Origin of the sequence: Chlamydia sp. 04-14, assembly GCF_036632095.1 — a bacterium.
In the GTDB taxonomy this organism is placed as follows: Bacteria; Chlamydiota; Chlamydiia; order Chlamydiales; family Chlamydiaceae; genus Chlamydia.
The window spans coordinates 170755-191867 of sequence record NZ_JAPYKW010000001.1 but is presented as its reverse complement, the minus strand read 5'-3'; the positions used below and the strand labels follow the sequence as shown (position 1 = coordinate 191867).

Here is a 21113-nt window from a genome sequence, read left to right as displayed (position 1 = left end):
GGCAGGGCAAATGATAGAAAACGATTTTCAGGGCTATCCCCCAAGTTATCAGGCTTCTCATTTTTATCGAGATAAGGTTGGTGTTATTGTTTTATGCGGTGGTGAAGGAAAGCGATTATCTCCTTTAACCTATTGGCGTTGTAAACCAACTGTGTCGTTCGGGGGAAGGTACAAGCTCATTGATGTGCCCATTTCACATGCAATAGCCTCAGGCTTTTCTAAAATTTTCGTAATAGGTCAATATCTTACCTACACATTACAACAGCATCTTGTGAAGACGTATTTTTATCACGGAGTGCTTCAGGATCAGATACATCTTCTTGCCCCAGAGGGTAGAGATGGAAGTCAGGTATGGTATCAGGGAACCGCCGATGCTATTCGTCAAAACCTCTTATATTTAGAGGATACCGGGATAGAATATTTCCTTGTTTTGTCTGGAGATCAATTATACAACATGGATTTTCGTAGGGTTGTAGATTACGCTCTATCGATGCAATCTGATATGGTAATAGTCGCGCAGCCCATTCAAGAGAAAGATGCTTCAAGAATGGGAGTCTTGCAGATAGACAAAGATGCAAATCTTTTAGACTTTTACGAAAAACCACAGGAAGAAGAAATCTTAAATCGTTTTCGATTATCTCCCGAGGATTGTCGAAAACATAAGCTAGATCCTCAATATGGAAATTTCTTAGGAAATATGGGGATCTATCTTTTCCGAAGAGAGAGCTTATTTCAATTGCTTTTAGAGGAGCAAGGGGATGATTTTGGGAAGCATCTTATCCAAGCTCAAATGAAACGTGGGACAGTAAAGACTTTCCTTTATGATGGTTATTGGACTGATATCGGAACAATCGAATCTTATTATGAAGCAAACATTGCTTTAACACAAAAGCCTCGGCCTCAAGTTCGTGGTTTGAATTGCTATGATGATAGAGGGATGATTTATAGTAAAAATCATCACCTCCCCGGAACTATAGTTACGGATTCCATGATTTCCAACTCGTTACTTTGCGAAGGCGCTGTTATTGATTCTAGTAATGTATCTCATAGCGTTGTGGGAATTCGTGGTGTGATAGGGAAAAACTCTGTTATAGATCATTCCATCGTTATGGGAAATGACCGTTATGGAAGTCCAAATCAAAATGCTTTAGGTATCGGAGATAATTGTGAGATTTATAAAACAATAATCGATGAGAACTGTAGAATTGGCAATGGAGTAAAACTCACAAATATCCAAGGACATAGAGATTATGATTCCCCTGATGGGAAGTTAGTGGTTAGAGATGGAATTATTATCATTCCTCGAGGAACCAGAATTCCTGATAATTATATCTTTTGATAGCTGATTCCGTGGTTAATAAAAATAGCCATGGGAGTTTTTATCCATCGAGATTTTAGCTTCATATCCAGTAGACTATTGCTATAGTGACAACGCACGGACGTCTTTTCTATGCAGATATATGCAATAGCAGATTTACACTTAGCTATCGGAGTTCCTGAAAAAACAATGGAAGTTTTTGGTGAACCCTGGATTTCCTATCATGAGAAAATCCGTGAAAGATGGGAAGAGACAGTAGCTCCCGAAGATATAGTTTTACTCCCGGGAGATATTTCTTGGGCTATGCATATCGAAGAAGCTAAAGAGGATTTCTCTTTTATAGGTTCTCTCCCAGGAACTAAGTATATGATTCGTGGGAATCATGACTATTGGAGTTCCGCATCAGCAACTAAAATATCACAAATTCTTCCTGAAAATTTACATTATCTATCTCAAGGTTTTGCTCTATTGCATCCGAAGAAAGCTGTTGTGGGAGTAAGGCTTTGGGATAGTCCTACAATATGTGTGGCTCCTGAGTGTTTCCAATCTCCTCTTCTAGGAAAAGAACGGCACTATAGTGAGCAAGATGAGAAAATCTTTTTAAGAGAGCTTGGAAGATTGCAACGAGCTTTAGAAGCTGTTCCCGAAGATGTTGATCAGATTATTGTCATGACCCACTATCCACCTATCAGTAGTGATGGTACTCCTGGACCAGTATCAGAAATGCTTGAAGTGGATGGCAGAGTATCGCATTGCTTGTTTGGTCATATGCATAAAGTCCGCTCTCCTTTAGAAGGATTTGGAATCATTCGCGATATCGATTACAGGTTAGTTGCTGCTGATTATATAGATTTTATTCCCCAGGTTATACAGTGAAAATTCTTGCAGGCAAATACAAAGGGAAATCTTTAAAAACTTTTTCTAATCCCTCAGTACGTCCTACTTGTGGAGTAGTCAAAGAGGCGGTATTTAATATCTGCGCGGCCTATATTGAAGATGCAGTATTTTTAGATCTTTTTTCTGGAGTTGGATCCGTAGGTTTTGAAGCTTTAAGTCGCGGAGCTTCTTCAGTAACTTTTGTAGATTCTTCAGCACAATCTGTACGTTTAATTCGGGCAAATAGCCAATTACTGAATCCAGAGCTACCAGTTACGATCATGAAACAGGAAGCAAGATCTGCGATTCGGAGACTTACTAAAAAGGACATGTCCTTTGATCTTATTTACATAGATCCTCCCTATAATCTTGAAAATAGTTATCTTGGGGTCGTATTGCGTGATATTGTTTTAGGAAAAGTCTTAGATAAGCAAGGCTTGTTGTTTTTAGAAAATGCTTCCGCAGAACCTATTCTTGTTGAAGGTTTAATACTTAAACATAGGAGAAAGTTGGGAGGAACATTTTTATCGGAATATATTCTTGAGAATAGTTCGCATTAGTTCTATAAAAATTTATAAAATACTTAACATTAAACAGCTGGTATGTTTTTTGTTTTGATAAGTATATTTTTTGGCTTTCTGGTTATTTTTTCAAAAAAGTTTTTGTTCAAGTTTATCTTAGAGAGCACACTGGATAAAATTTCTTTTGTAGAATATGATGCGAAAAATCAGTCTGGAATCCGAGGCGTGAGTTAGCGTGAAAATCAAGAATTCCTCAAAGCTATATTTCCTAGCTCTTTTGTGTTTCCTACCTTTGGTTTTTCTAGGATGTTCTAGAGAAAAGAAAGAATTATTGGTAGGAAGAGATACTACTTGGTTCCCAAAACAATTTGGAATTTATACAGCAAATATCAATGCCTTCCTTAATGATCTTGTATCTGAGATTAATTACCGAGAGAATCTAAATATCAATATTGTAAATCAAGATTGGATTCATCTTTTTGAAAATCTTGATGATCAAAAGACAGCAGGAGCTTTTACATCAATATTGCCAACAGCAGAGATGTTAGATCATTACCAATTTTCTGATCCTATACTGCTTACAGGTCCTGTGCTTGTTGTTTCTGAGGGGTCTCCTTATAAGTCGATCCAAGATCTTCGTGGTAAGCTCATAGGAGTATACAAATTCGACTCTTCAGTATTGGTAGGTCAAGATATTCCTGATGCTGTTTTAAGCCCTTATCAACACGTCCCTATAGCTTTAGAAGCTTTATCTTCTGGTTGTTATGATGCTTTATTAGCTCCTGTTATAGAAGTCACAGCTTTGATAGATACAGCATATAAAGGACGTTTAAAGATCATTTCCCAACCTTTAAATCAAGATGGTTTAAGGTTAGTGGTTCTTCGTGGTGAGAAGAATAACTTGTTAGAAGGTTTTAACATGGGACTGGTCAAAAGCATGCGTTCTGGTAAGTATCAGACGATTAAACAGCAATATCGTCTTCCTTAACTTATTACGATTTTATTAAGCTTTTTTTCTCTACATGCGGCGTACTTTGAATAATTGTTGCTAATGATTCTACCCATTGAGGGGATTCATAAATAGCAGGCACACGCAAAGCATGGTATTTCCTCTCTATAAGTATGGATATGTACTCTTTTTCTATTTCATAAAGAGTTTCTATATGATCTGAAGTGAACCCAAAAGGGACAATCAGCACATATTTTTTATCTGTATTTAACCTTGCGCACGTATCTTTTGTTGATGGTGTTAACCATTTTCCAGGACCAAACTTAGACTGATAACAAAGATGAGTTTCTATGTTTTCTAATCTTGCAGAAATAGCCTTGAAGGATTTCTCACATTGTATGTCGTATGGATCGCCTTTATTCACATATCTCATAGGAAGTCCGTGAGCAGAAAATAATAGACAGCAGTCATTTATAGGGATATCGTGGGATTGTAAAAATTTCAGGATATGATCAATCATACATGAAATAAACTGCGGGTGACTTCCAAAATGGGGGACCCAAGAGATATCTAGTGATGGAAGTTGATTGTGAATAAATCTGACAATACTTCCTGTAACAGCATAAGTAAAATGTGGGAATAGGGGAACGCCAACAATCGGACAATCTCCAAGAGCTTTTAACTGTTGAATTGTGTGCTCGTGTGTATCGGGTAAATAGCGGTGAAAGGTAATTACAGGGGTATCTAAATGCACAGATAGAGTTTCTGCAAGCGATTCTGTATCTCGATATATAGGAGAGAATCCACCGATACAATTGTATTGGGGAAGAACCTTAGGTGTACGTTTTTTAGCTATAAATGAAAATAAGCGTTTGTGGATGAAAGAAGGAAGAAATCCTCCAGTAACATCACGATCTGTAAGTAATGAAGTTAAGAAAACTTCAATGTCATTAGAATGACGAGGACCGCCAAAATTTGCTAGTAGGTAAGCAGAAACCATAGTAACAAGCTTTATTATTTAATAATGTTGGAGCTATTGCATTAAAACAATTAGTTGCATAATTTCCCATAAAATTAAGATGAGTTTGTAAGATACATGAAGTTAAATAATGCTCTCCCAACTCTAGAAGCTTTATGTAAAAAAACACACCAAAAATTACGTCAATATCTTATCCGGCACAGTTTATTGTTATTCGGATGTTTATTATTAATGGCTGCGGAATTAGGTGTGTTTCTTTATTTTTTCCTATTTTCTGGGAAAACTATTGTTCCAGCATTTTGTCTTGCTTGTTTCTTTTTAACTCTGTTTGTCTGTCTTGTTGCGCGTTTATACATTTTGTCAGGGAAGCCTGATTTTTTTGAAAATCTAGCAATAGGGTATTTAAGAAATGCGCAAGCATTGTTTAATGGGAAACAAAATATTGTTGAAGAGCAAACACATCTAGCATCCTCTGCGACAAAACTTGCTATAGATTTACAAAATCAAGAATACACGCTCTTATCTAGTATACTGAGTTTTCTTCCTCAACATGACTTTATGAGGAAGTTTAGTTGTTTTTGCTTCTGGAAAGATTATTTTTTATTTCGAGAATGCTTACTGCAAAAGTCTATAGATGCCTACATTAAAGTTGTACAATCTATTCCTGTAGATCTTGGAGCTCATGTATCCTTAGCAGATGCCTATGTAGCTCTTTCTGGACTCTACGCTGATCCAAGGAAATATCCTGAATTTGATGCTAATTACTGGGTTCCTCCAGGGAGATATGGAGAAGAAGTTCAAGAAAAATTTTTCACAACAGCACAACGTGCAATAGAAGAATTCAAAATTTTAAATGAATATGCTCCGGGTAACGCTTGGGTACATGCGCAATTGGCCTACAGTTATCATGATTTACAGATGCCTCTAGAAGAGATTCAAGAGTATGAGATGATTCTCAAGTTAAAACCTGCTGATGTCGAGACGATGACCAAGCTAGGGATTCTCTATTTTCAACAAGGGATGAATGCTAAAGGCCTACGTATATATGAAGAATTAAAAAAAAGAGATTACAAAAAATCAAGAAAACTAATTAAATTCTATGGAATAGAATACAATAATTATTAGTTTTTTCTTCTTATTCTTTATAATAGTTCTCCTAGTTTATAGAGCATCTTATTTATGAAAAGTATTGATGTCGGTAATGATACGATAATGCGAAGCAGTCTTTGCGATAGGATGAGCGTTTCGTGGCGAGCGCGTTTTTCTGTTCGGACTCGTTACGAAATAGCTAGTGCCGTTGCTATTTTTGGCCTCGTCTTAGCTTTATGTGGATCTGGAGCCGTGTATCTTGTTTTTACATCATGTGCAATTTCTGAGATGTTTATTCAAGGGTGTATTTCTTTAGGGTTGATGCCTATTCCTGTGGCGATACTTTCTTTACTTTTGGGTATTTTGATTCTTCTCTATGGGATCTACCTATTGCCACAGCAAAAAGAAGAGAAAACGATATTTGTTTCTTAAAAGCATCCACTATATTTAATTTTTCTTAAGAATATAGTGTGCATGCGATTCACTTAACTTAAATGGAATGGAGTAAAATGAAAAAACTCATAATAGCATTTTTATTATTAACTTCTTGTGCAACACAACGTGTATTTAGCCTAGAGGCATCTTTCGATAGAATTTCTTGTTCAGAAGAGGGTGGGGATAAAGAAGAAGGTGGATGTGAAGGTGGTTCTTGTTCAGGAGGAGAGTGCTGGGAAGATTAGATAATTTTCACTGCTGTTCTCATGTTTTTAGTCGTTCTAGGTATGGGGACAAGGTGTTTTTATTTAGAATACACAGTAAGAGGAGTCAAATGAAGAAATTAATTTTAGCGCTGCTTTTATCTTTCTCATGTAGTTATGCAACGTTTGTTTTTGCTAATGATAGTGATGTGAAAGTGGTTGGTAATAATCCTGAAAATGAATTCGAACAAAATGAAAATCCTGATCAGGAGATCATATACTTGGATGGATATCCACATTACAGACATAAACCCATGCCTTATAGCGGGTAAGAGTGTTTTCTTTTTTGATGTTAGAAATGAGTCTGAAAATGGCTTCTGAAGCGTGTTTTTTTTGAATAAATAAAATCAGGAAACATGAAAAATCTAACAGTTTAATTCACAAGATAATGCGGGGTTTATTTATTCCTGAAACAGAGAGAAACATATAGTTAACATCTGGATCGTCATAGTTTTTTAATTGCGCATTATTCTTATTTTCTCATAAGGTTTATGGAAACCTTTATGCCAGTATCGATTTTTCCCCTGTTTTTAGTTTTTCTAGACGCGGCGAAGAGATATTTTCATCTGGCATATACAACAAGGAGAATAAAAATGAAAAAATTAATCTTAGCGCTTCTTCTAGCTTCTTCATGTGCTTGTGTAACAGCTGTTTTTGCTGATGATAGTGATGATGTGAAGGTAAGCGATAACAGTGATTCTGGAAATGAATCCGGAAACGAAGGCGGAAACGAGACTTCCGAAACTCACGAATAAGAGTTTTTCTCTTCTGTTGAGGAAACAGGGGCAAACCCCTGTTTCTCATTATTTAAAACGGCTAATTAGCTTAGCAAAATAACTTCAATGCTCGCTTTCAGTTTAAGTTGAAAATAATAGAGCGCCGATTCATCCCCAAAAATAATCAAAGTGTCCTGTATAGATTTGTAGAGGATTTTTTCTGCGGATTTCTCTCTTGCAAAGATGTTTCACCCTATTTTAGTAGCTGTAATCATGGCTACGTATTTGTGAAAGCAAGTGTATCTATTTTTTAAAATCTTTTTTTTATTTTTAAATTTTTAAAAGAGGAATAAGGCCTCGTGGTATATTACAAAGAGGGTTTCCGCCTGGATTAAAATTATTGCATTAATAAAGAAGATTATTTAAAACGTCTTCAAAAGGATTTTTCATTTTGTTTAAGATCAGATAAAGTAGTGTTTTTAGGCTCTTTATTTGATTTACGGTTATAAAATACATAATATTTAATTCAAACAGGACGAAAATAGGTCGCGTTTTAAGCGTATTAGGAAAAAAGTAGGAAGAGACAACGAATAGTAAAATTATAATTTCACTCTCTAGATTGTTTTAAGAACCTAGTGCTATCAGAGACTTTCTAGTTGTAGTGTATAGATTAAAGATTTTTTTATTAAGTTTCGCGATTAAACTAGTGTCTAAGGCAACGAGATAAGTGTCAAAGGGGATAATCTTTTTAAAAGGTATATATAGAGTGCTTTTTCGCGCTATTTTAAAAAGTAAATAATTTTTATCGTTTGATAGAACTCTATTAGATCAAATTTTTTAGCTGCTTTTGTCAAGTTTTGCTATAATAATCTAGTGATAGAGTCTTGAAAAGCTTAAAGGCTGAAAGACATGTTTTTCAGGAACTGTCAGAGTGTAGTAGTCTTTGGCAGAGGATCTGTTTTATATGAATAAACGGTGTGTAATAGACAAAATTTTAAAGTGTGTAGTTGTTGCCTCTTTGGTTTTGTTATATTGGTCATCTGATTTGCTTGAAAAAGATATCAAGTTAATCAAAATGAATGTTCGAGATGTACAACAAGACATCCAGGAATTACTTAGTATCGTAAAGCAAAATAATGCTACACGGTCTTCTAGCGCACTATCCCCCACATCATCATTATCTGTAACCACATGCTGTAACTTCATAGAAGTTGGAGATCCTCGCTATCCAAATTTACTTTCTCCAGATCCTTATATGGAAAAAACTCTAGGGAACCTTGTAGGGGATGATTTTAATCCTAAGGGTATTTTGCGCACGGCTCATGTTGGTAAACCCGATAATTTGAGCCCTTTTAACGGTTACGACTATATCATAAAGCTATATGATTTATGTGTCCCAGGATTGGCAAATGCACATGTGGGGAAATACGAGAAATTTTCTCCGGGATTGGCTCTAAAAATAGAAGAGCATAGCGTTGAGGATGGCTCCGGAGATCGTGAATTTCATATTTATTTGCGTCCTAATGTATTTTGGGTGCCTATAGATCCAACACGTTTTCCTAAACATGTACAGCTAGCTGATAATTTTATGCAGCCTCATCCTGTGACAGCACATGATTTCAAATTTTACTACGACGCGGTAATGAATCCTTACATTGCAGAAATGCGTGCTGTAGCCTTGCGTTCGTATTTTGAAGATATTGTTTCCCTTACTGTAGAAGATGATTTGAAATTTACAGTTCGTTGGAAAGCGCATGATCTTGTAGACGAAGAAGGAAAACAAGAGAAAAAAGTTCTATACTCTGCTTTCTTTAACACACTATGTTTACAACCCTTACCTTGCTTTGTGTACCAGTATTTTGCGAATGGAGAGAAAATCATTAAAGATGATTCCGATCCCGATATCTATCGTAAAGATTCTGTTTGGGCACAGAACTTCTCAACACACTGGTCAATGAATTATCTTGTTAGCTGCGGAGCCTTTTACTTTTCTGGAATGGATGATGAAAAGCTCGTTTTCACGAGAAATCCAAATCATTACAACCTCAAGGAAGCTTTAGTTGAGAAACGCTATGTTTATATCAAGGATAACTCAGATTCCTTATTTCAAGATTTCAAAGCAGGAAAACTAGATTTAGCCTATTTACCTCCGAATCATGTGGATAATCTAGCGAGTTTCATGAGAACTCCTGCTTATAAAAATCAAGCTTCTAAAGGCGAAGCTATTCGTGAAATGATCTATCCAGATCGTTCTTATGCCTATATTGGTTGGAATTGTTACTCCTTGTTTTTTGAGAATCGTCAGGTACGGCGCGCTATGAATATGCTCATAGATCGCGATAGGATTATAGAAGAATGCCTAGATGGTCGTGCTCATATAATTAGCGGACCCTTCTCACCTTTTTCTCCTTCCTATAATCAAAAAGTAGAAGGATGGCACTATTCTCCAGAAGAGGCTGCTCGTATATTAGAAGAAGAAGGTTGGATAGATTCCGATGGCGATGGCATTCGAGAAAAAGTCATAGATGGAGCTGTTATTCCTTTTCGTTTCCGTTTATGTTATTACGTTAAAAGTATTACAGGCCGCACTATTGCAGAATATGTAGCTACTGTCTGTAAAGAGATAGGCATTGAGTGTAGTTTACTAGGATTAGATACTGCCGACCTTTCTCAAGCATTTGAAGAAAAGAATTTCGACGCCTTGCTTACTGGCTGGTGTCTAGGATCTCCTCCAGAGGATCCTCGGGCTCTTTGGCATTCCGAGGGTGCAATGGAAAAAGGATCCGCCAATGTTGTTGGTTTCCATAATCCCGAAGCTGATAAAATTATAGATCAACTTAGTTATGAATACGATACGGGTAAACGTATGGATTTATATCATCGTTTCCACGAAGTTATTCATGAAGAGTCTCCCTATGCTTTCCTATTCTCTCGTACCTATTCTTTACTTTATAAAGATTACGTGAAAAACGTCTTTGTCCCTAAACAGAGGACAGATTTGATACCTGATGCTCAAGACGAAATGGTTAATCTTCATATGGTTTGGCTAGACAGGAAGGAGGAAGAGTGCTCAAGTATATCTTAAAACGTCTGATACTGATTCCCCTGACACTTTTTGCAATTGTTTCGATTAATTTTATCATACTGAATGCAGCTCCAGGAGACGTTGTTGAAGATCAATCTGTCGATGCTCATGGAGATGCGGGAAAATCAGATAAGATTCGCACGTATAAAGGTCCGGATCGTTACCTACAATTTCGAGAATATTATGGTTTGACTCTACCCATTTTCTTTAACACCCGTCCTAGCATGTCACACGCTAAGGTGAAAACGGGAATTCAGGAGATAATAGATAATTTCCAGAATAAAAAATCTAAAAAGCAATCATTTTCCAAGCTAAAAATTTACTGGGGTGATTGTGCGAAATTTATTATGCCGGCATTGTTGTTTGAGGCTAGCGATAATACAAAAAATGCTTCCTACCGTCATGTTGCAGCGGATCTATTTATTCGGGGTGCTATCCGTCAGGGTATCATAGGTTCAGGTTTGTCTTCGGAGCAATATGCATACAATGAGAAAGTCTCTAAGAACAATGCTTTGCTTGTAAAACTTCTCTCTGAGGAAGACATAGGGACTAAAGTTGAAGCATTAAAAGAATGGTTTCGTAAAGAAGGCGGCATGGAAACCTTTTCTTACAAACGTTTCTCTTGGAAGACATTCCTTTTAGAAACTCGTTTTGCTCGCTATATGTCACGTGTTTTGCGTTTGGATTTTGGAACTCTACGCAATGATTCTCATAAAACAGTGGTGTCTGAAGTTATCAAACGGCTGCGTTCATCGTTAACGTTGTCTGTTTTGCCCATGATTTTGGTATTTATTTTATGCCAGGTATTCGGAATGATTATGGCTTTAAATAGGAATCGTTGGTTGGATCATACACTAAATTTTGTATTCCTATTTTTATTTTCTGTTCCTGTTTTTGTTGCTGTTCCGTGGATTATTGATAATTTTGTCATCAATAAAACCATACCGTTTACCTCTATTCCGATGCCCTATAGTGGATTAAGGTCTTCTCCGGAAATTTTTAATCAGTTGAGTTCTTTTGGAAAGCTTATAGATACTATAACTCATAGCTTTCTTCCTTTCTGTGCTGTAAGCTATGGGGCATTTGCCTCTCAATCAAGATTAAGCAGATCTATATTTTTAGAAATTCTAGGTGAAGATTATATTTGTGCAGCACGAGCTCGTGGAGTATCTCGTTATGATATCCTAGTCAAGCATGTTGGAAAGAACGCAGCATCCTCTTTGATTACTTCCCTTGCCTCATCTTTAGGAGCGATATTAGGAGGAGCTTTAGTTGTAGAGACCTTGTTTGATATCGATGGATTCGGGAGATTTTTCTATCAAGCTATTTTGAATCGTGATCATAACGTAGTGTTGTTTTCTGTTCTTGTTGGATCGGCCTTATCTTTATTAGGCTATTTAATTGGAGATATTTGCTACGTGTTACTAGATCCTAGAGTGCAGCTAGGAAAGAAGAGGATTTAAAATCATGCAATCCCATACTTCTTTTTATCGTAGATTTTTTCAGGCATATCATAAGAATTTTCTTGCTTCACTGTCATGGAAGTTTGTCATATTTTTATCACTTGTAGGTATTTACGCGCCTTTATTTGCTAGTAGTAAGCCTATTTTAGTGAAATGGGAAGGCTCTCTTTTTTTCCCCCTGTTTAGATATTTATGGTTCCCTGGTTTTTACACTAAGCCAATCGATCTTTTCTTTAATGTGTTCATGGTAACACTTCCTTTTTTCTTTATAGGCTGTAAGTTTTCTAAGGGAAGTCTTCGTAAGGGGATTATTGGAATTTTGGCTATTGTTCAGATTTCAGGATTTATTTTTGTATATCGTGGGAATATTCAGGATCCTTCGGGAGATGAAAATCTTAAAAAGTTACGTGCTGAGAAAATCCTTTCACAAATTGCCAATAGTAGAGCAGAGACTGTAGTTTTACTTCCTAAAGATATGCGTACTTGGGAATTAGAAAAGACGTATATGAGTAAGTACGAGCAGCTAGGAATTTTGATAAAGTCAAAATACCGCAAACTACAGCATGAGAAATTGCAAAAATATTGTGTAGCCTATGAGGGATATAAGGGCTCACAAATGCCTACATTGCATCATTCCCAGATAAAAAATGAGCAAGTTTGTTTAGAACGTTTGCAGAAAAGATTGCAGAATTTGAGTACATCTTACGAGTCTTCTTTACAAACTTGGTATAAGGCAATTGATGAATACCGTCCTTTTCTTATGGCGCTTACTCGTGTTGAGCATGATTTAAATTTAGCTTTATATAACAAAGATCAGCATGAAAGTTTACTTTCGGTACATTCTTCAATAGAAGAAGAGGCTGAGCCTTTCCGTAAGCATTTAATAAAAACACGTCAAGTTCTTGAAGAATATAGTAAAATTCATAGTGCGATTAATTTTATTCAGGATAAGCGTACATGGATTAATGAAGAATCTGAGAAGCTGCGTATTCTCATTAACCCATTGCTGACTACATTTCATTGGGAAGATGATGCGGGGGGCTCTCGTGAGATGAACAAATATGTGCGTTGGTGGCAGCTTACACGCATTAACCGTAAAGATCTTCTAGCCTCTTTAATTTTCGGTATTCGTATAGCTTTAGTTGTCGGGGGAATTTCCGTTGCTATTGCACTATTTATTGGTACAGTCATAGGTTTAATTTCTGGGTATTTTGGAGGAACTACGGACATGGTTCTTTCTAGATTTACTGAGATTTGGGAAACCATGCCTATGCTATTTATTTTGATGCTTGTTGTTTCAATAACGCAGCAAAAATCTCTAATTCTAGATACGATATTACTCGGTTGTTTTGGTTGGACTGGGTTTAGCAGATATATCAGAATAGAAACTCTGAAGCAGCGTAATATGTCCTATGTACTAGCTGCAACCAATATGTGCTATAGCCATTACCATATTATGGTTCATCAGATACTCCCCAATGCAATTGTACCTATTATTTCCCTATTGCCATTTTCTATGATGGCGATGATTAGCTGTGAAGCAGGACTAACATTTTTAGGGCTTGGTGAGGAAAGTTCTGCATCTTGGGGAAATCTTATGAAAGAAGGTGTTACAGCCTTCCCCTCAGAAAGCGCTATTCTTTGGCCCCCAGCTATTATGCTTACAGCATTGCTAATTGCGATAGCCTTGATAGGAGATGGTATTCGCGATGCCCTGGATCCTAAGCTACAAGACTAACTTAAAGATCCTTCGAAATTAAGAAGGATGTTTTGGATTTGTTCTCCTGCACAGTAATGGCGCTCGCCATTACTTCCAAGCACTCTATGACAAGGGAAAAATAGAAGAAAGGGATTGTTTTTACAAGCTGATCCTACAGTACGCGGGTGCGTATCTGTTTCTCTAGCGATCTCTCCGTACGTGCGCGTTTGTCCAAACGGGATGTTTGCAATGCAATCGAGTATCGTGTTTTGTTGTTCAGATAAAATAGATGTATTGATGTAAGAAGAACGTGGAATATTTAATTTTTGCGAATATTTGGCACACAGTAAAATAATTTCTTCCATAGCCTTGTGTGATCCTGGGCCAAGAAACAAACAACAAAAAACAGGAGCTACGGAGAGTTGGGTTTTTACAACGGCGTTATTGTGAAAATGGACAATGACTTGTAGAGGAGGATATTTAGCTATCTGCAAGCCTTGAGAACAGGCTTGCGATAGAGAAAATTTAGAATCATCAGAAACTAAGTAAAGATTCTCGGACATGAAAGCAAACTACATTATCCCGCATTATTAAGTCTCTCAAACTTCGTTTTTGAGACTAAGCGTCCACGGTGATACCATTCACATTTATAGACACCAGCAGCGTAGATTTTTCTCATACCATGAGGGAAATTATTTCTCCAAGATACTTCTTCTGCGATAACTTCGTCTTCATTATAGCGTAATTCACATCCTTCCTTAGATCCTTTTACGAAAGGAATTTCAGCAGCTTTACAACCATTTTTAAATACTGTTGTAGTGCCATCTTGATATCCATAACGCCATTCTTCAATAGTACTAGGAATGCCTCCAGGGAGATAAGTCAAACGCAATCCGTGAGGTTGGCCATTAGTGTAGTGAGTGACTGTTTCAGGATCTCTAGTAGCATAGAAGGTGGTTCTTTTCACCATAATACCATCGTTAAAAGCCTCTTCAGAAAGAAGAACATTATTCGGAGAGAAGTTAGACCGTATGCCCTCTCCATTACGAATGGTTGATGTATATTTCCCGTTAAATGACGAATAGCTCCCTTCAATTACGCGACCTTGATAGGTAGTCTCAGTAAAATAAGGTTCGGTGATAGTGTCGTTATTTTTATTATCTGGCCAGCGAGTAACAACAAGGGACCCATCTTCTTGGAAGATTTCTTCCTGAGAAGGCAGACCGTTAGAAAAGAAGGTTTTATAGGAAACGAGCCTTCCTTGATCATAAGTCTTCACTACAGAAAGAGTGGTAGAATGGGGAAATGTTAGCGTTATCTCTCCATGAAGAAGACCTTGAACGTAAATTTCATAAAGGGTAGACCCATCCTTTAAAACTTTGGTGATTGTTCCGTCACAACCACGTTTTACCCAATCTCTTCCTGATACGATAATTCCGTAGTTATTACGGAAGGTCTCCTTCATAACCGAGGAATCTTGTTTTAGAGCTGACCCATAGGTAAAGCATGAGAAAGAGAGTGCGCAAACGCAAAAAAGCAGCTGTTTCATGAATCGATCGTTCCTTTTGTATCGTTTATTTGCGTGTTAAGCATAGCAAGTAAACGCTCATGTTCTTCTTCTATTTCTTGATTAGACAATGTTCTTTCCTTGTCTTGGAATACAAGGCGTAAGGAAACATTTTTATTCTGAGTAGTAGGGTTCTTATTTTGATATATACTGATAATGGAAACACTTTCAAGCCATTTAGAATGGAAACTCAAAAGTTTCTTTCTTAAAGAATCCACTGGTACAGACTCATGAACTGTCAATGTTACATCCCGGAATGAAGAGGGATAAATAGGATAGGGTTTGTATAAGTGTAAGGATTTCTTCTGTGTATGTAAAAGAGAATCTAATGAAAGTTCAGCAAAGAACACAGGATGTTTGATCTGGGCTTTTTTACATAACTGTGGATGTAGTGTCCCAAATCGTCCTAATACATGTTTATGAAGATAAATCTGCGCTTGTTGGTAGGGATGGAAATTCGCATGATCGCTAGGTTGTATTGTATAGGCCTGTGAAGAAACATGTAGATGTTGAAACAGTTTTTCAAGCCATCCTTTTATTGAATAAAATGATAAAGGACGTTCATGAGATATCCAAGATAACTCTTCTGCTTGTCCTGATAGAATGATTCCTAGACTTTGTGTTTCTTGATATTTTGAGTTTTTCTTTGTGTAAGTTGTTCCCAACTCAAAAGCATGTACATAGGGCGCTTGTCTATTGAGATTTGTTGCTGTGCTTTTTAATAATCCGGGAAGTAAAGAATCACGCAATACGGTAGCTTGTTTGGACCCCTGTAAAGAGATGCGATCAGTTTCTTCTCTATCTAATGCGGCTATTTCTGTATCTAGAAGATCACATGTGAAAAACTGTTGCAATCCTGAACTTGCTAAAAAGTCTACAATCTCTCGTTTGAGAGAGTACATAGGACTATAAATAGCGGGAGCTTTTTTATTCTCTATTTTCCACGGTTCTGTTCTGCAGACTTCTTCAACAAGATCTATCTCCTCGTGGATGTCATGGCGATAGGAAGGAACTTTTACTGATAAAATAGCGTTTTCTTTAGAAGTAATGCTAAATCCTAAGGCAGTCAGTTTCTCACTTACTTGAGAAGCGTTTAGAGATGTACCTAGAATTTTCTCTACGAGTTCTATTCTTAAGGATACATTGGAAGCTTGAGGTGCAGCACCCAAAACATGGATAGGGGATATCTGAGCATCAGGGAAAAGCTTTTGTATATAATGAATGGCTGCATAGAGAGATGGTAAAACATTATTTGGATCAATACCTCTTGTGAAACGGTATGCAGCTTCAGAATGTAGGGGGACGTGTGTTTGAGAAGCACGTATGACTTTTGGAAGGAAATAAGCAGCTTCTAGGATAATCTCTGTTGTTGAATCATTAAATGAAGAATCTAAACTTCCCATGACACCTGCTAAACCTACCGTATGGTTTTTGTCACAGATGATAGCTGTTCCCTGAGGGACAAGGATTTCTTCGTTGTTTAGAAGTTTTAAAGATTCATCTTTTTCTGCTTTTTGAGCATGCAGAGAATCAATATCCACAGTTTTAGCATCATAAACATGTAGAGGTTGCCCTAAAGACAACATAATGTAATTGGTGATATCTATGATGGAATTAATAGACTTTTGTTTGAGTTCTCCAAGGGCATTTTGCAGTTCCTGAGAAGAAGCCTCTGCAGAGACTCCGGAAATTTTTACGCAACAGAAGATGGGACAAAGATTTTCATCATGTGATGGGCGTTCTGTTGTGGTTGTTTCCAGGGGAGTAAACACGAATTCTGGAGGTAGAATCAGATCTACGTTTGTTACGTGGGTAATTTCTCTAGCAAGACCTAGAAGCGAAGCACAATGACCTAAGTTAGGAGTTAAAGAACATTCTATGAATGTATCGGCAAGAAGTGCGCATGCACTTTCTCCTAGAGGAGTATTTTGAGGAAATTCAAAGAGTCCTCTTTCTGTTGTTTGTAGATGAGCAAAGCCTAATTCATCAGCGCCACAACACATACCTTGGGATTCTACACCACGCAGTTTAGACTTTTTTATTGTGTAGGCGTTGCCTTCGTGATCATGTAGTTTTGCTCCTGGCAGAGCTAAAGGGACTATGATATCAGGACGACAATTAGGAGCTCCGCAAACTATTTGGTGTTCTTGTTGTCCATCAAAAAGAGTGGCGACTACGAGTTTATCTGCATTAGGATGGGGAACTGTTTTTAGTATTTTTGCTGTGACGATAGAAGAGAAAGAACATGTAAGAAGTGTTTCAGTTTCAGTTTCTATTCCTATATGATCACAAGCTTCTATAATTTGTTTTATAGATAAGGGAGAAGAAAAAAATCTTTGTAATGAGGATAAAGAAACTCGCATGGATATTAAAGATAAGACGTTTTTATGACAGATTTTACGAGGAGGAGTGTATAGTGGCAAGTATTTTAATGTTCAGAGAGAAGCTCAATTTTAGGAGTAATCTTTAATGACCTTGCAAAAAACGACTCGATGGCTGTGGCAGGCATTAGTTTTGAGTGCGGTATTAAATATTGTTTTCTTACTTTTATTTTACTCAACTATCTTTCGAAAGGATATTTATAAACTACGTTTATTTTCTGGTCCTTTAGTGGCTAAGAGTTGTCGAGTGAAATATATTCCCCAAGATTTTCTAGAGAATTTATCAGGAGCTTCTCTCGAGGAATTGTATCGTTTATTGGATGAAGATCATTTACTTTACGGACGTCCGCTAAAATTATGGGCATTAAGTGTGGCTATTCATACTTATGATCTGGATGTGGGCAGTGCGCTTTCTCATCCTCTGACATTCACACAATTGCGCAGTAATGGAAAAACCTGGTTACTTCCGAATATCGATGAGAGGGAGTATGGTTTAGTGCGACGTTATTTATCTCGCGAGCGGTATCCTTTTACATCTCGAGGTTTGTTTGTTTCCATTGCTAAAAATTTAGAGCAAGGTGTTGTTGACGAAGATTGTTTATACCATTTTTGTCACACCCCTGAATTTCTTTATTTACGCACGTTACTTTGTGGTGCTGATGAGAAGGTGGCCTCTATAGCTTCCTTGGCAAGAATGGTAATACGTAATGAAGAGCAAATATTTTTTTCTCTATGCAACGAAAACAACCGTGCTACAGAAATTTCTGATCAACAACGACAAAAATTTTTATCTGCCTATATAAATTTAGGAGAGCCTTTAGCTGCTTTATTATTACTCGTCCATGATGAAGATTGGGTTATTCATGAGTTTGCGGATGAGGCCTTAAAGACATTTATCGATCTTCTCCCTAAAGAATCTCCCTATAGTCAAAATTTTATTTCTCGGGTCAGCTCAACACCACGTTCTTTTGTTGTAAATGATGTCAATATGTCAGAAACTCTCGTTAATGATACACAAGAGGCTATTTGCGAAGATTATATTGTAAAAGATGGAGATTCCTTATGGCTGATAGCACGTCGTTTTGGAGTGAGTATTGATGAGATTATGCGTGTGAATCACATGAATCATCATCGTCTATTACCGGGGAAACGTCTAAAGCTTCCTCCAAAGTCGTCATAGGAACGAGATCCACTCCTCCTGGATGCCAGGGACCACATTTCCCTATTCTTTTTATTGTTAATCCAAGGCCTTTGATACATCCATGATGTTTTAAAGCCTGGAGAGCATACTGTGAGCATGTGGGGAAAAACCTACATGGATTTCCTAGCAAAGGGGAAATGGTCCATCTATAGATATGGATAAGAGCACAGCATAGGTGCGTCGGTAGGTTTTTAATAAGCAATTTAAATGACATTAAATACGTCTTTAAGTAGAGCGACGGAAACTTCTAGCATAATCAACCAAATAATTGTCCATTCTAGTGATGAGGAATGTTGGTGATTGAGTTGGTCATTTAAAATTTCCAATACGTCTCCAAGAATTGTTAATCTATGATTGAGAACATTAATTCTAGCGTTAATATCTAAACAGTTAAGAACATCAATATAAATAGGTTGTGTTTGCGGATGTTCCCAGAAAAAGTCCGGTTCATCAAGAATATCAGAATGAAGATTTACAGAAGCTTTATCTAAAAATAGTTTACCAATTTTTTTTGCTATTGCCCTCCTTGGCATGGAGATTTTCCCTTTTGTAGCCAAATCTTGAGGTAAGCGTTTAGAGTCTTCAATAGTTTTATAAATAGTAGCTTCAAATATGGTCAGCTTTACTGATTGAGCTAGACCAAAAGATATAGCTAGCTTTGTATTGAGTTGTGAATCCGCTAGGATCAATCTGTCCCTACGTATTTGAAGTTTTTCTCCGTAGTGGAAATTGTAACAATCGATTTCTGGCTGGGGGAGGATCTCTGGAGAAGCAGTAACAATAGATTGTAGGATTTTGATTTCTTCAAATTCTTCCCATCCCCAAAATACAGCAACTCCAAAGGGGAAAAATACGGCAATCTTGTCGCATTCTTCGGGATTTTCCGAGGATACTAAAACATATTCCCTGGATAGAACTGTGGGGAAGCGGGTTTTTAGTAAGTGAAAGAGCACGTGCAAGTTATAAGCTGAAGCTGTGCAATGGGCAGTACAACGCATGATTCTTAAAGATTATTGTTAGATCTTTCTCTAATGTACTTCATTTTTACTCAGTCGGAAACATTTTTTTTCTTGAGGTAAAGGGGATTCCCTAGCTAAGCTATTTTTTTTGCGGAAGTGGCGGAATTGGTATACGCGCTATCTTGAGGTGGTAGTGGAGCTTTCCTTAGGGGTTCGAGTCCCCTCTTTCGCAATGGAAGTTGCTCATAGGCCTCTTCTTCTTGATTTCTTTATCTTGAATTTTCATAGTGAGCATAGTTTCAAGTTTGGGGTGTAAACCTTGCGGTTTCTTTCGATTTTTTTCTTTGTATTCTCATCATTGTTATCGGTAAGTCTCCCAGTCTTTTCTGAGCATTATATTTCTGAGGACGAAAAGTTTTATATAGATCGGTTTAATTTTTCTGGGGAGTTTCCCGATATGGAAACTATGGAAATTCATGCTCAGAGAAAAAAACGAGTGCATTTTGATGCTTCTGGAGAGTTCCCAAAATTAGAATCTATTGTTTACAATGGGTCATTTGGATTTTTACGAGCTAAGTTGACCGGGAATTATCCTGAGCTCACTTCTTTGGTATTCGCCTGTTCATCATGTAAGATGGATTTAGATTTCCGAGGAAGGTGGCAGCAAAATACTACGATTTCTGTGAGTAATGAGTCGGAACCTCTTACATTGACTTTTCCTAAAAATGTAGGTGTGATTGTGCATACCAAAGTATCTACAAAAGGGAAGGTTGTTTTAGAGGGAGATTTTGAAAAACGTGGCCGTGGTATTTGGAATAAAACGTATCACAATCCTTTAGTCGGTATAGCGCCCATTACCTTAGTCTTTGAAGTTCGCAGTGGCTCCGGAGGAACGATTACTCTCCGATAAATTCTTATTCTTATCTTCATGAATTGTACTTTCAAACATTCGAATAATCTTTTCTGAAAATTCCAAATGAAAATCTGATAGATGTAGGAGATCTTGGAATTTTTTAGCATGGATAAGAGCAAAAAGAACTTGCTCTTCTTCATTTTCTATCATGACGGCACCTTCAGGACCGTGGTCTAGACAAAATTTTAAACCTTTATAGCGATAGAAATTTCGAGAAATAATAGTTTTCTTACAGCATGTGCATGTCGAAGACAGGTCTAGAACCCCTTCATATTGTAAAAGTTTAAGTAAGAAAGTTGCTGAAAACATTTCAGGATTTTTGCTTTCCGGTAAGCGGTATAAGAAATTTAAAAATAAGGAAAAAAGTTCTTGAGAGGGCTTTTCCTGCCACTGTGATTCTAAAATACCTTGAGCCATTTTCCCTGCTGCTTGCAGTAGGGGAAGAGAGGATTTTATTTCTGAAAATGTATTTTTTGTCTCTGCACAGATTAGCTTGCGCATTTTTGGCGGAGAGTAATCGAGACTATAGATTCCCAAGGACAGGGGAATAAGAGCCTCTCTGAAATCGCAATAAATAGACTGGCCTTGCTTTGCAAAAAATGTAAGGAGCCCTAGAGGAGAAAATACTGTGGTCACACAGTGATTTTTCCCTAAGGGAACATTTTGTAGTGCAATAGCCGGAGTTAGGGTGTGCATGTC

The 21113-nt window shown here is 37.2% G+C and carries 21 protein-coding genes and 1 tRNA gene; 15 read left to right on the top strand and 7 right to left on the bottom strand.

Annotated features, from left to right (window positions below):
• Positions 1-10: 10 nt before the first annotated feature.
• The 4 genes from glgC to O6937_RS00770 all read left to right on the top strand — a co-directional run bounded on the left by glgC (position 11) and on the right by O6937_RS00770 (position 3703).
• Positions 11-1339 (top strand): glucose-1-phosphate adenylyltransferase, encoded by a 1329-nt coding sequence (gene glgC, locus O6937_RS00785; protein WP_332389816.1) that lies wholly within the window; start codon positions 11-13, stop codon positions 1337-1339.
• 111 nt (positions 1340-1450) lie between these two features.
• On the top strand, positions 1451-2194 hold the full coding sequence (locus tag O6937_RS00780) for a metallophosphoesterase (protein WP_332389815.1): 744 nt from the start codon (positions 1451-1453) through the stop codon (positions 2192-2194).
• Positions 2191-2754: a 16S rRNA (guanine(966)-N(2))-methyltransferase RsmD gene (gene rsmD, locus O6937_RS00775; protein WP_332389814.1), complete on the top strand. Its 564-nt coding sequence runs from the start codon at positions 2191-2193 to the stop codon at positions 2752-2754. The genes O6937_RS00780 and rsmD overlap by 4 nt, the downstream gene beginning before the upstream one ends.
• 196 nt (positions 2755-2950) lie before the next feature.
• Complete coding sequence (locus O6937_RS00770; protein WP_332389813.1) at positions 2951-3703, top strand: transporter substrate-binding domain-containing protein; 753 nt, start codon at positions 2951-2953, stop codon at positions 3701-3703.
• 4 nt (positions 3704-3707) lie between these two features.
• On the opposite strand, the gene hemH is transcribed toward O6937_RS00770, so the two are convergent.
• A complete protein-coding gene (hemH, locus tag O6937_RS00765) occupies positions 3708-4664 on the bottom strand; it encodes a ferrochelatase (protein WP_332389812.1) in 957 nt (318 codons plus the stop codon).
• A 96-nt stretch (positions 4665-4760) separates the two neighbouring features.
• Here hemH and O6937_RS00760 point away from each other — a divergent pair, with 96 nt between their 5' ends.
• From O6937_RS00760 to O6937_RS00725, 8 genes are all read left to right on the top strand, one after another.
• Positions 4761-5768: a tetratricopeptide repeat protein gene (locus O6937_RS00760; protein ID WP_332389811.1), complete on the top strand. Its 1008-nt coding sequence runs from the start codon at positions 4761-4763 to the stop codon at positions 5766-5768.
• Positions 5769-5822: 54 nt separating this feature from the next.
• On the top strand, positions 5823-6164 hold the full coding sequence (locus O6937_RS00755; protein ID WP_332389810.1) for a hypothetical protein: 342 nt from the start codon (positions 5823-5825) through the stop codon (positions 6162-6164).
• A gap of 77 nt (positions 6165-6241) precedes the next feature.
• Positions 6242-6412 carry a hypothetical protein gene (locus tag O6937_RS00750; protein WP_332389809.1) on the top strand — a complete coding sequence of 57 codons (171 nt, stop codon included), beginning with the start codon at positions 6242-6244 and terminating at the stop codon, positions 6410-6412.
• Between the two features lie 89 nt (positions 6413-6501).
• Positions 6502-6702 carry a hypothetical protein gene (locus tag O6937_RS00745; protein WP_332389808.1) on the top strand — a complete coding sequence of 67 codons (201 nt, stop codon included), beginning with the start codon at positions 6502-6504 and terminating at the stop codon, positions 6700-6702.
• Between the two features lie 321 nt (positions 6703-7023).
• Complete coding sequence (locus O6937_RS00740) at positions 7024-7185, top strand: hypothetical protein (RefSeq protein WP_332389807.1); 162 nt, start codon at positions 7024-7026, stop codon at positions 7183-7185.
• Between the two features lie 925 nt (positions 7186-8110).
• Positions 8111-10231 carry an ABC transporter substrate-binding protein gene (locus tag O6937_RS00735; protein WP_332389806.1) on the top strand — a complete coding sequence of 707 codons (2121 nt, stop codon included), beginning with the start codon at positions 8111-8113 and terminating at the stop codon, positions 10229-10231.
• The gene (locus O6937_RS00730; RefSeq protein WP_332389805.1) at positions 10213-11694 is read left to right on the top strand and encodes an ABC transporter permease; all 1482 of its coding nucleotides are present in this window, start codon (positions 10213-10215) and stop codon (positions 11692-11694) included. The genes O6937_RS00735 and O6937_RS00730 overlap by 19 nt, the downstream gene beginning before the upstream one ends.
• Positions 11695-11698: 4 nt before the next feature.
• On the top strand, positions 11699-13432 hold the full coding sequence (locus O6937_RS00725; RefSeq protein ID WP_332389804.1) for an ABC transporter permease: 1734 nt from the start codon (positions 11699-11701) through the stop codon (positions 13430-13432).
• Here the strand turns inward: O6937_RS00725 and O6937_RS00720 are convergent.
• From O6937_RS00720 to pheT, 3 genes are read right to left on the bottom strand one after another with little or no spacing between them, the layout of a single operon-like run.
• Positions 13429-13956, bottom strand: coding sequence for an MGMT family protein (locus tag O6937_RS00720; protein WP_332389803.1), 528 nt, complete (start codon positions 13954-13956; stop codon positions 13429-13431). The two genes, O6937_RS00725 and O6937_RS00720, sit on opposite strands and share 4 nt — an antisense overlap.
• Positions 13957-13970: 14 nt before the next feature.
• Entirely contained in the window at positions 13971-14942 is a 972-nt protein-coding gene (locus tag O6937_RS00715) for a toxin-antitoxin system YwqK family antitoxin (RefSeq protein WP_332389802.1), read from the bottom strand.
• Positions 14939-17323, bottom strand: coding sequence for a phenylalanine--tRNA ligase subunit beta (gene pheT, locus O6937_RS00710; RefSeq protein ID WP_332389801.1), 2385 nt, complete (start codon positions 17321-17323; stop codon positions 14939-14941). Before pheT ends, O6937_RS00715 begins: the two co-directional genes overlap by 4 nt.
• Positions 17324-17429: 106 nt before the next feature.
• Between pheT and O6937_RS00705 the strand changes: the two genes are divergently transcribed.
• On the top strand, positions 17430-18521 hold the full coding sequence (locus O6937_RS00705) for a LysM peptidoglycan-binding domain-containing protein (protein ID WP_332389800.1): 1092 nt from the start codon (positions 17430-17432) through the stop codon (positions 18519-18521).
• Here O6937_RS00705 and yidD read toward each other — a convergent pair.
• Entirely contained in the window at positions 18445-18756 is a 312-nt protein-coding gene (gene yidD, locus O6937_RS00700; RefSeq protein WP_332389799.1) for a membrane protein insertion efficiency factor YidD, read from the bottom strand. The two genes, O6937_RS00705 and yidD, sit on opposite strands and share 77 nt — an antisense overlap.
• Positions 18746-19540 carry an RMD1 family protein gene (locus tag O6937_RS00695; RefSeq protein ID WP_332389798.1) on the bottom strand — a complete coding sequence of 265 codons (795 nt, stop codon included), beginning with the start codon at positions 19538-19540 and terminating at the stop codon, positions 18746-18748. The genes yidD and O6937_RS00695 overlap by 11 nt, the downstream gene beginning before the upstream one ends.
• Positions 19541-19651: 111 nt before the next feature.
• On the opposite strand from O6937_RS00695, the gene O6937_RS00690 reads away from it, so the two are divergent.
• Positions 19652-19733, top strand: a tRNA-Leu gene (locus O6937_RS00690).
• 87 nt (positions 19734-19820) lie between these two features.
• Complete coding sequence (locus tag O6937_RS00685) at positions 19821-20411, top strand: hypothetical protein (RefSeq protein ID WP_332389797.1); 591 nt, start codon at positions 19821-19823, stop codon at positions 20409-20411.
• On the opposite strand, the gene recO is transcribed toward O6937_RS00685, so the two are convergent.
• The gene (gene recO / locus O6937_RS00680) at positions 20361-21110 is read right to left on the bottom strand and encodes a DNA repair protein RecO (protein ID WP_332389796.1); all 750 of its coding nucleotides are present in this window, start codon (positions 21108-21110) and stop codon (positions 20361-20363) included. The genes O6937_RS00685 and recO overlap by 51 nt on opposite strands.
• Positions 21111-21113 lie beyond the last annotated feature (3 nt).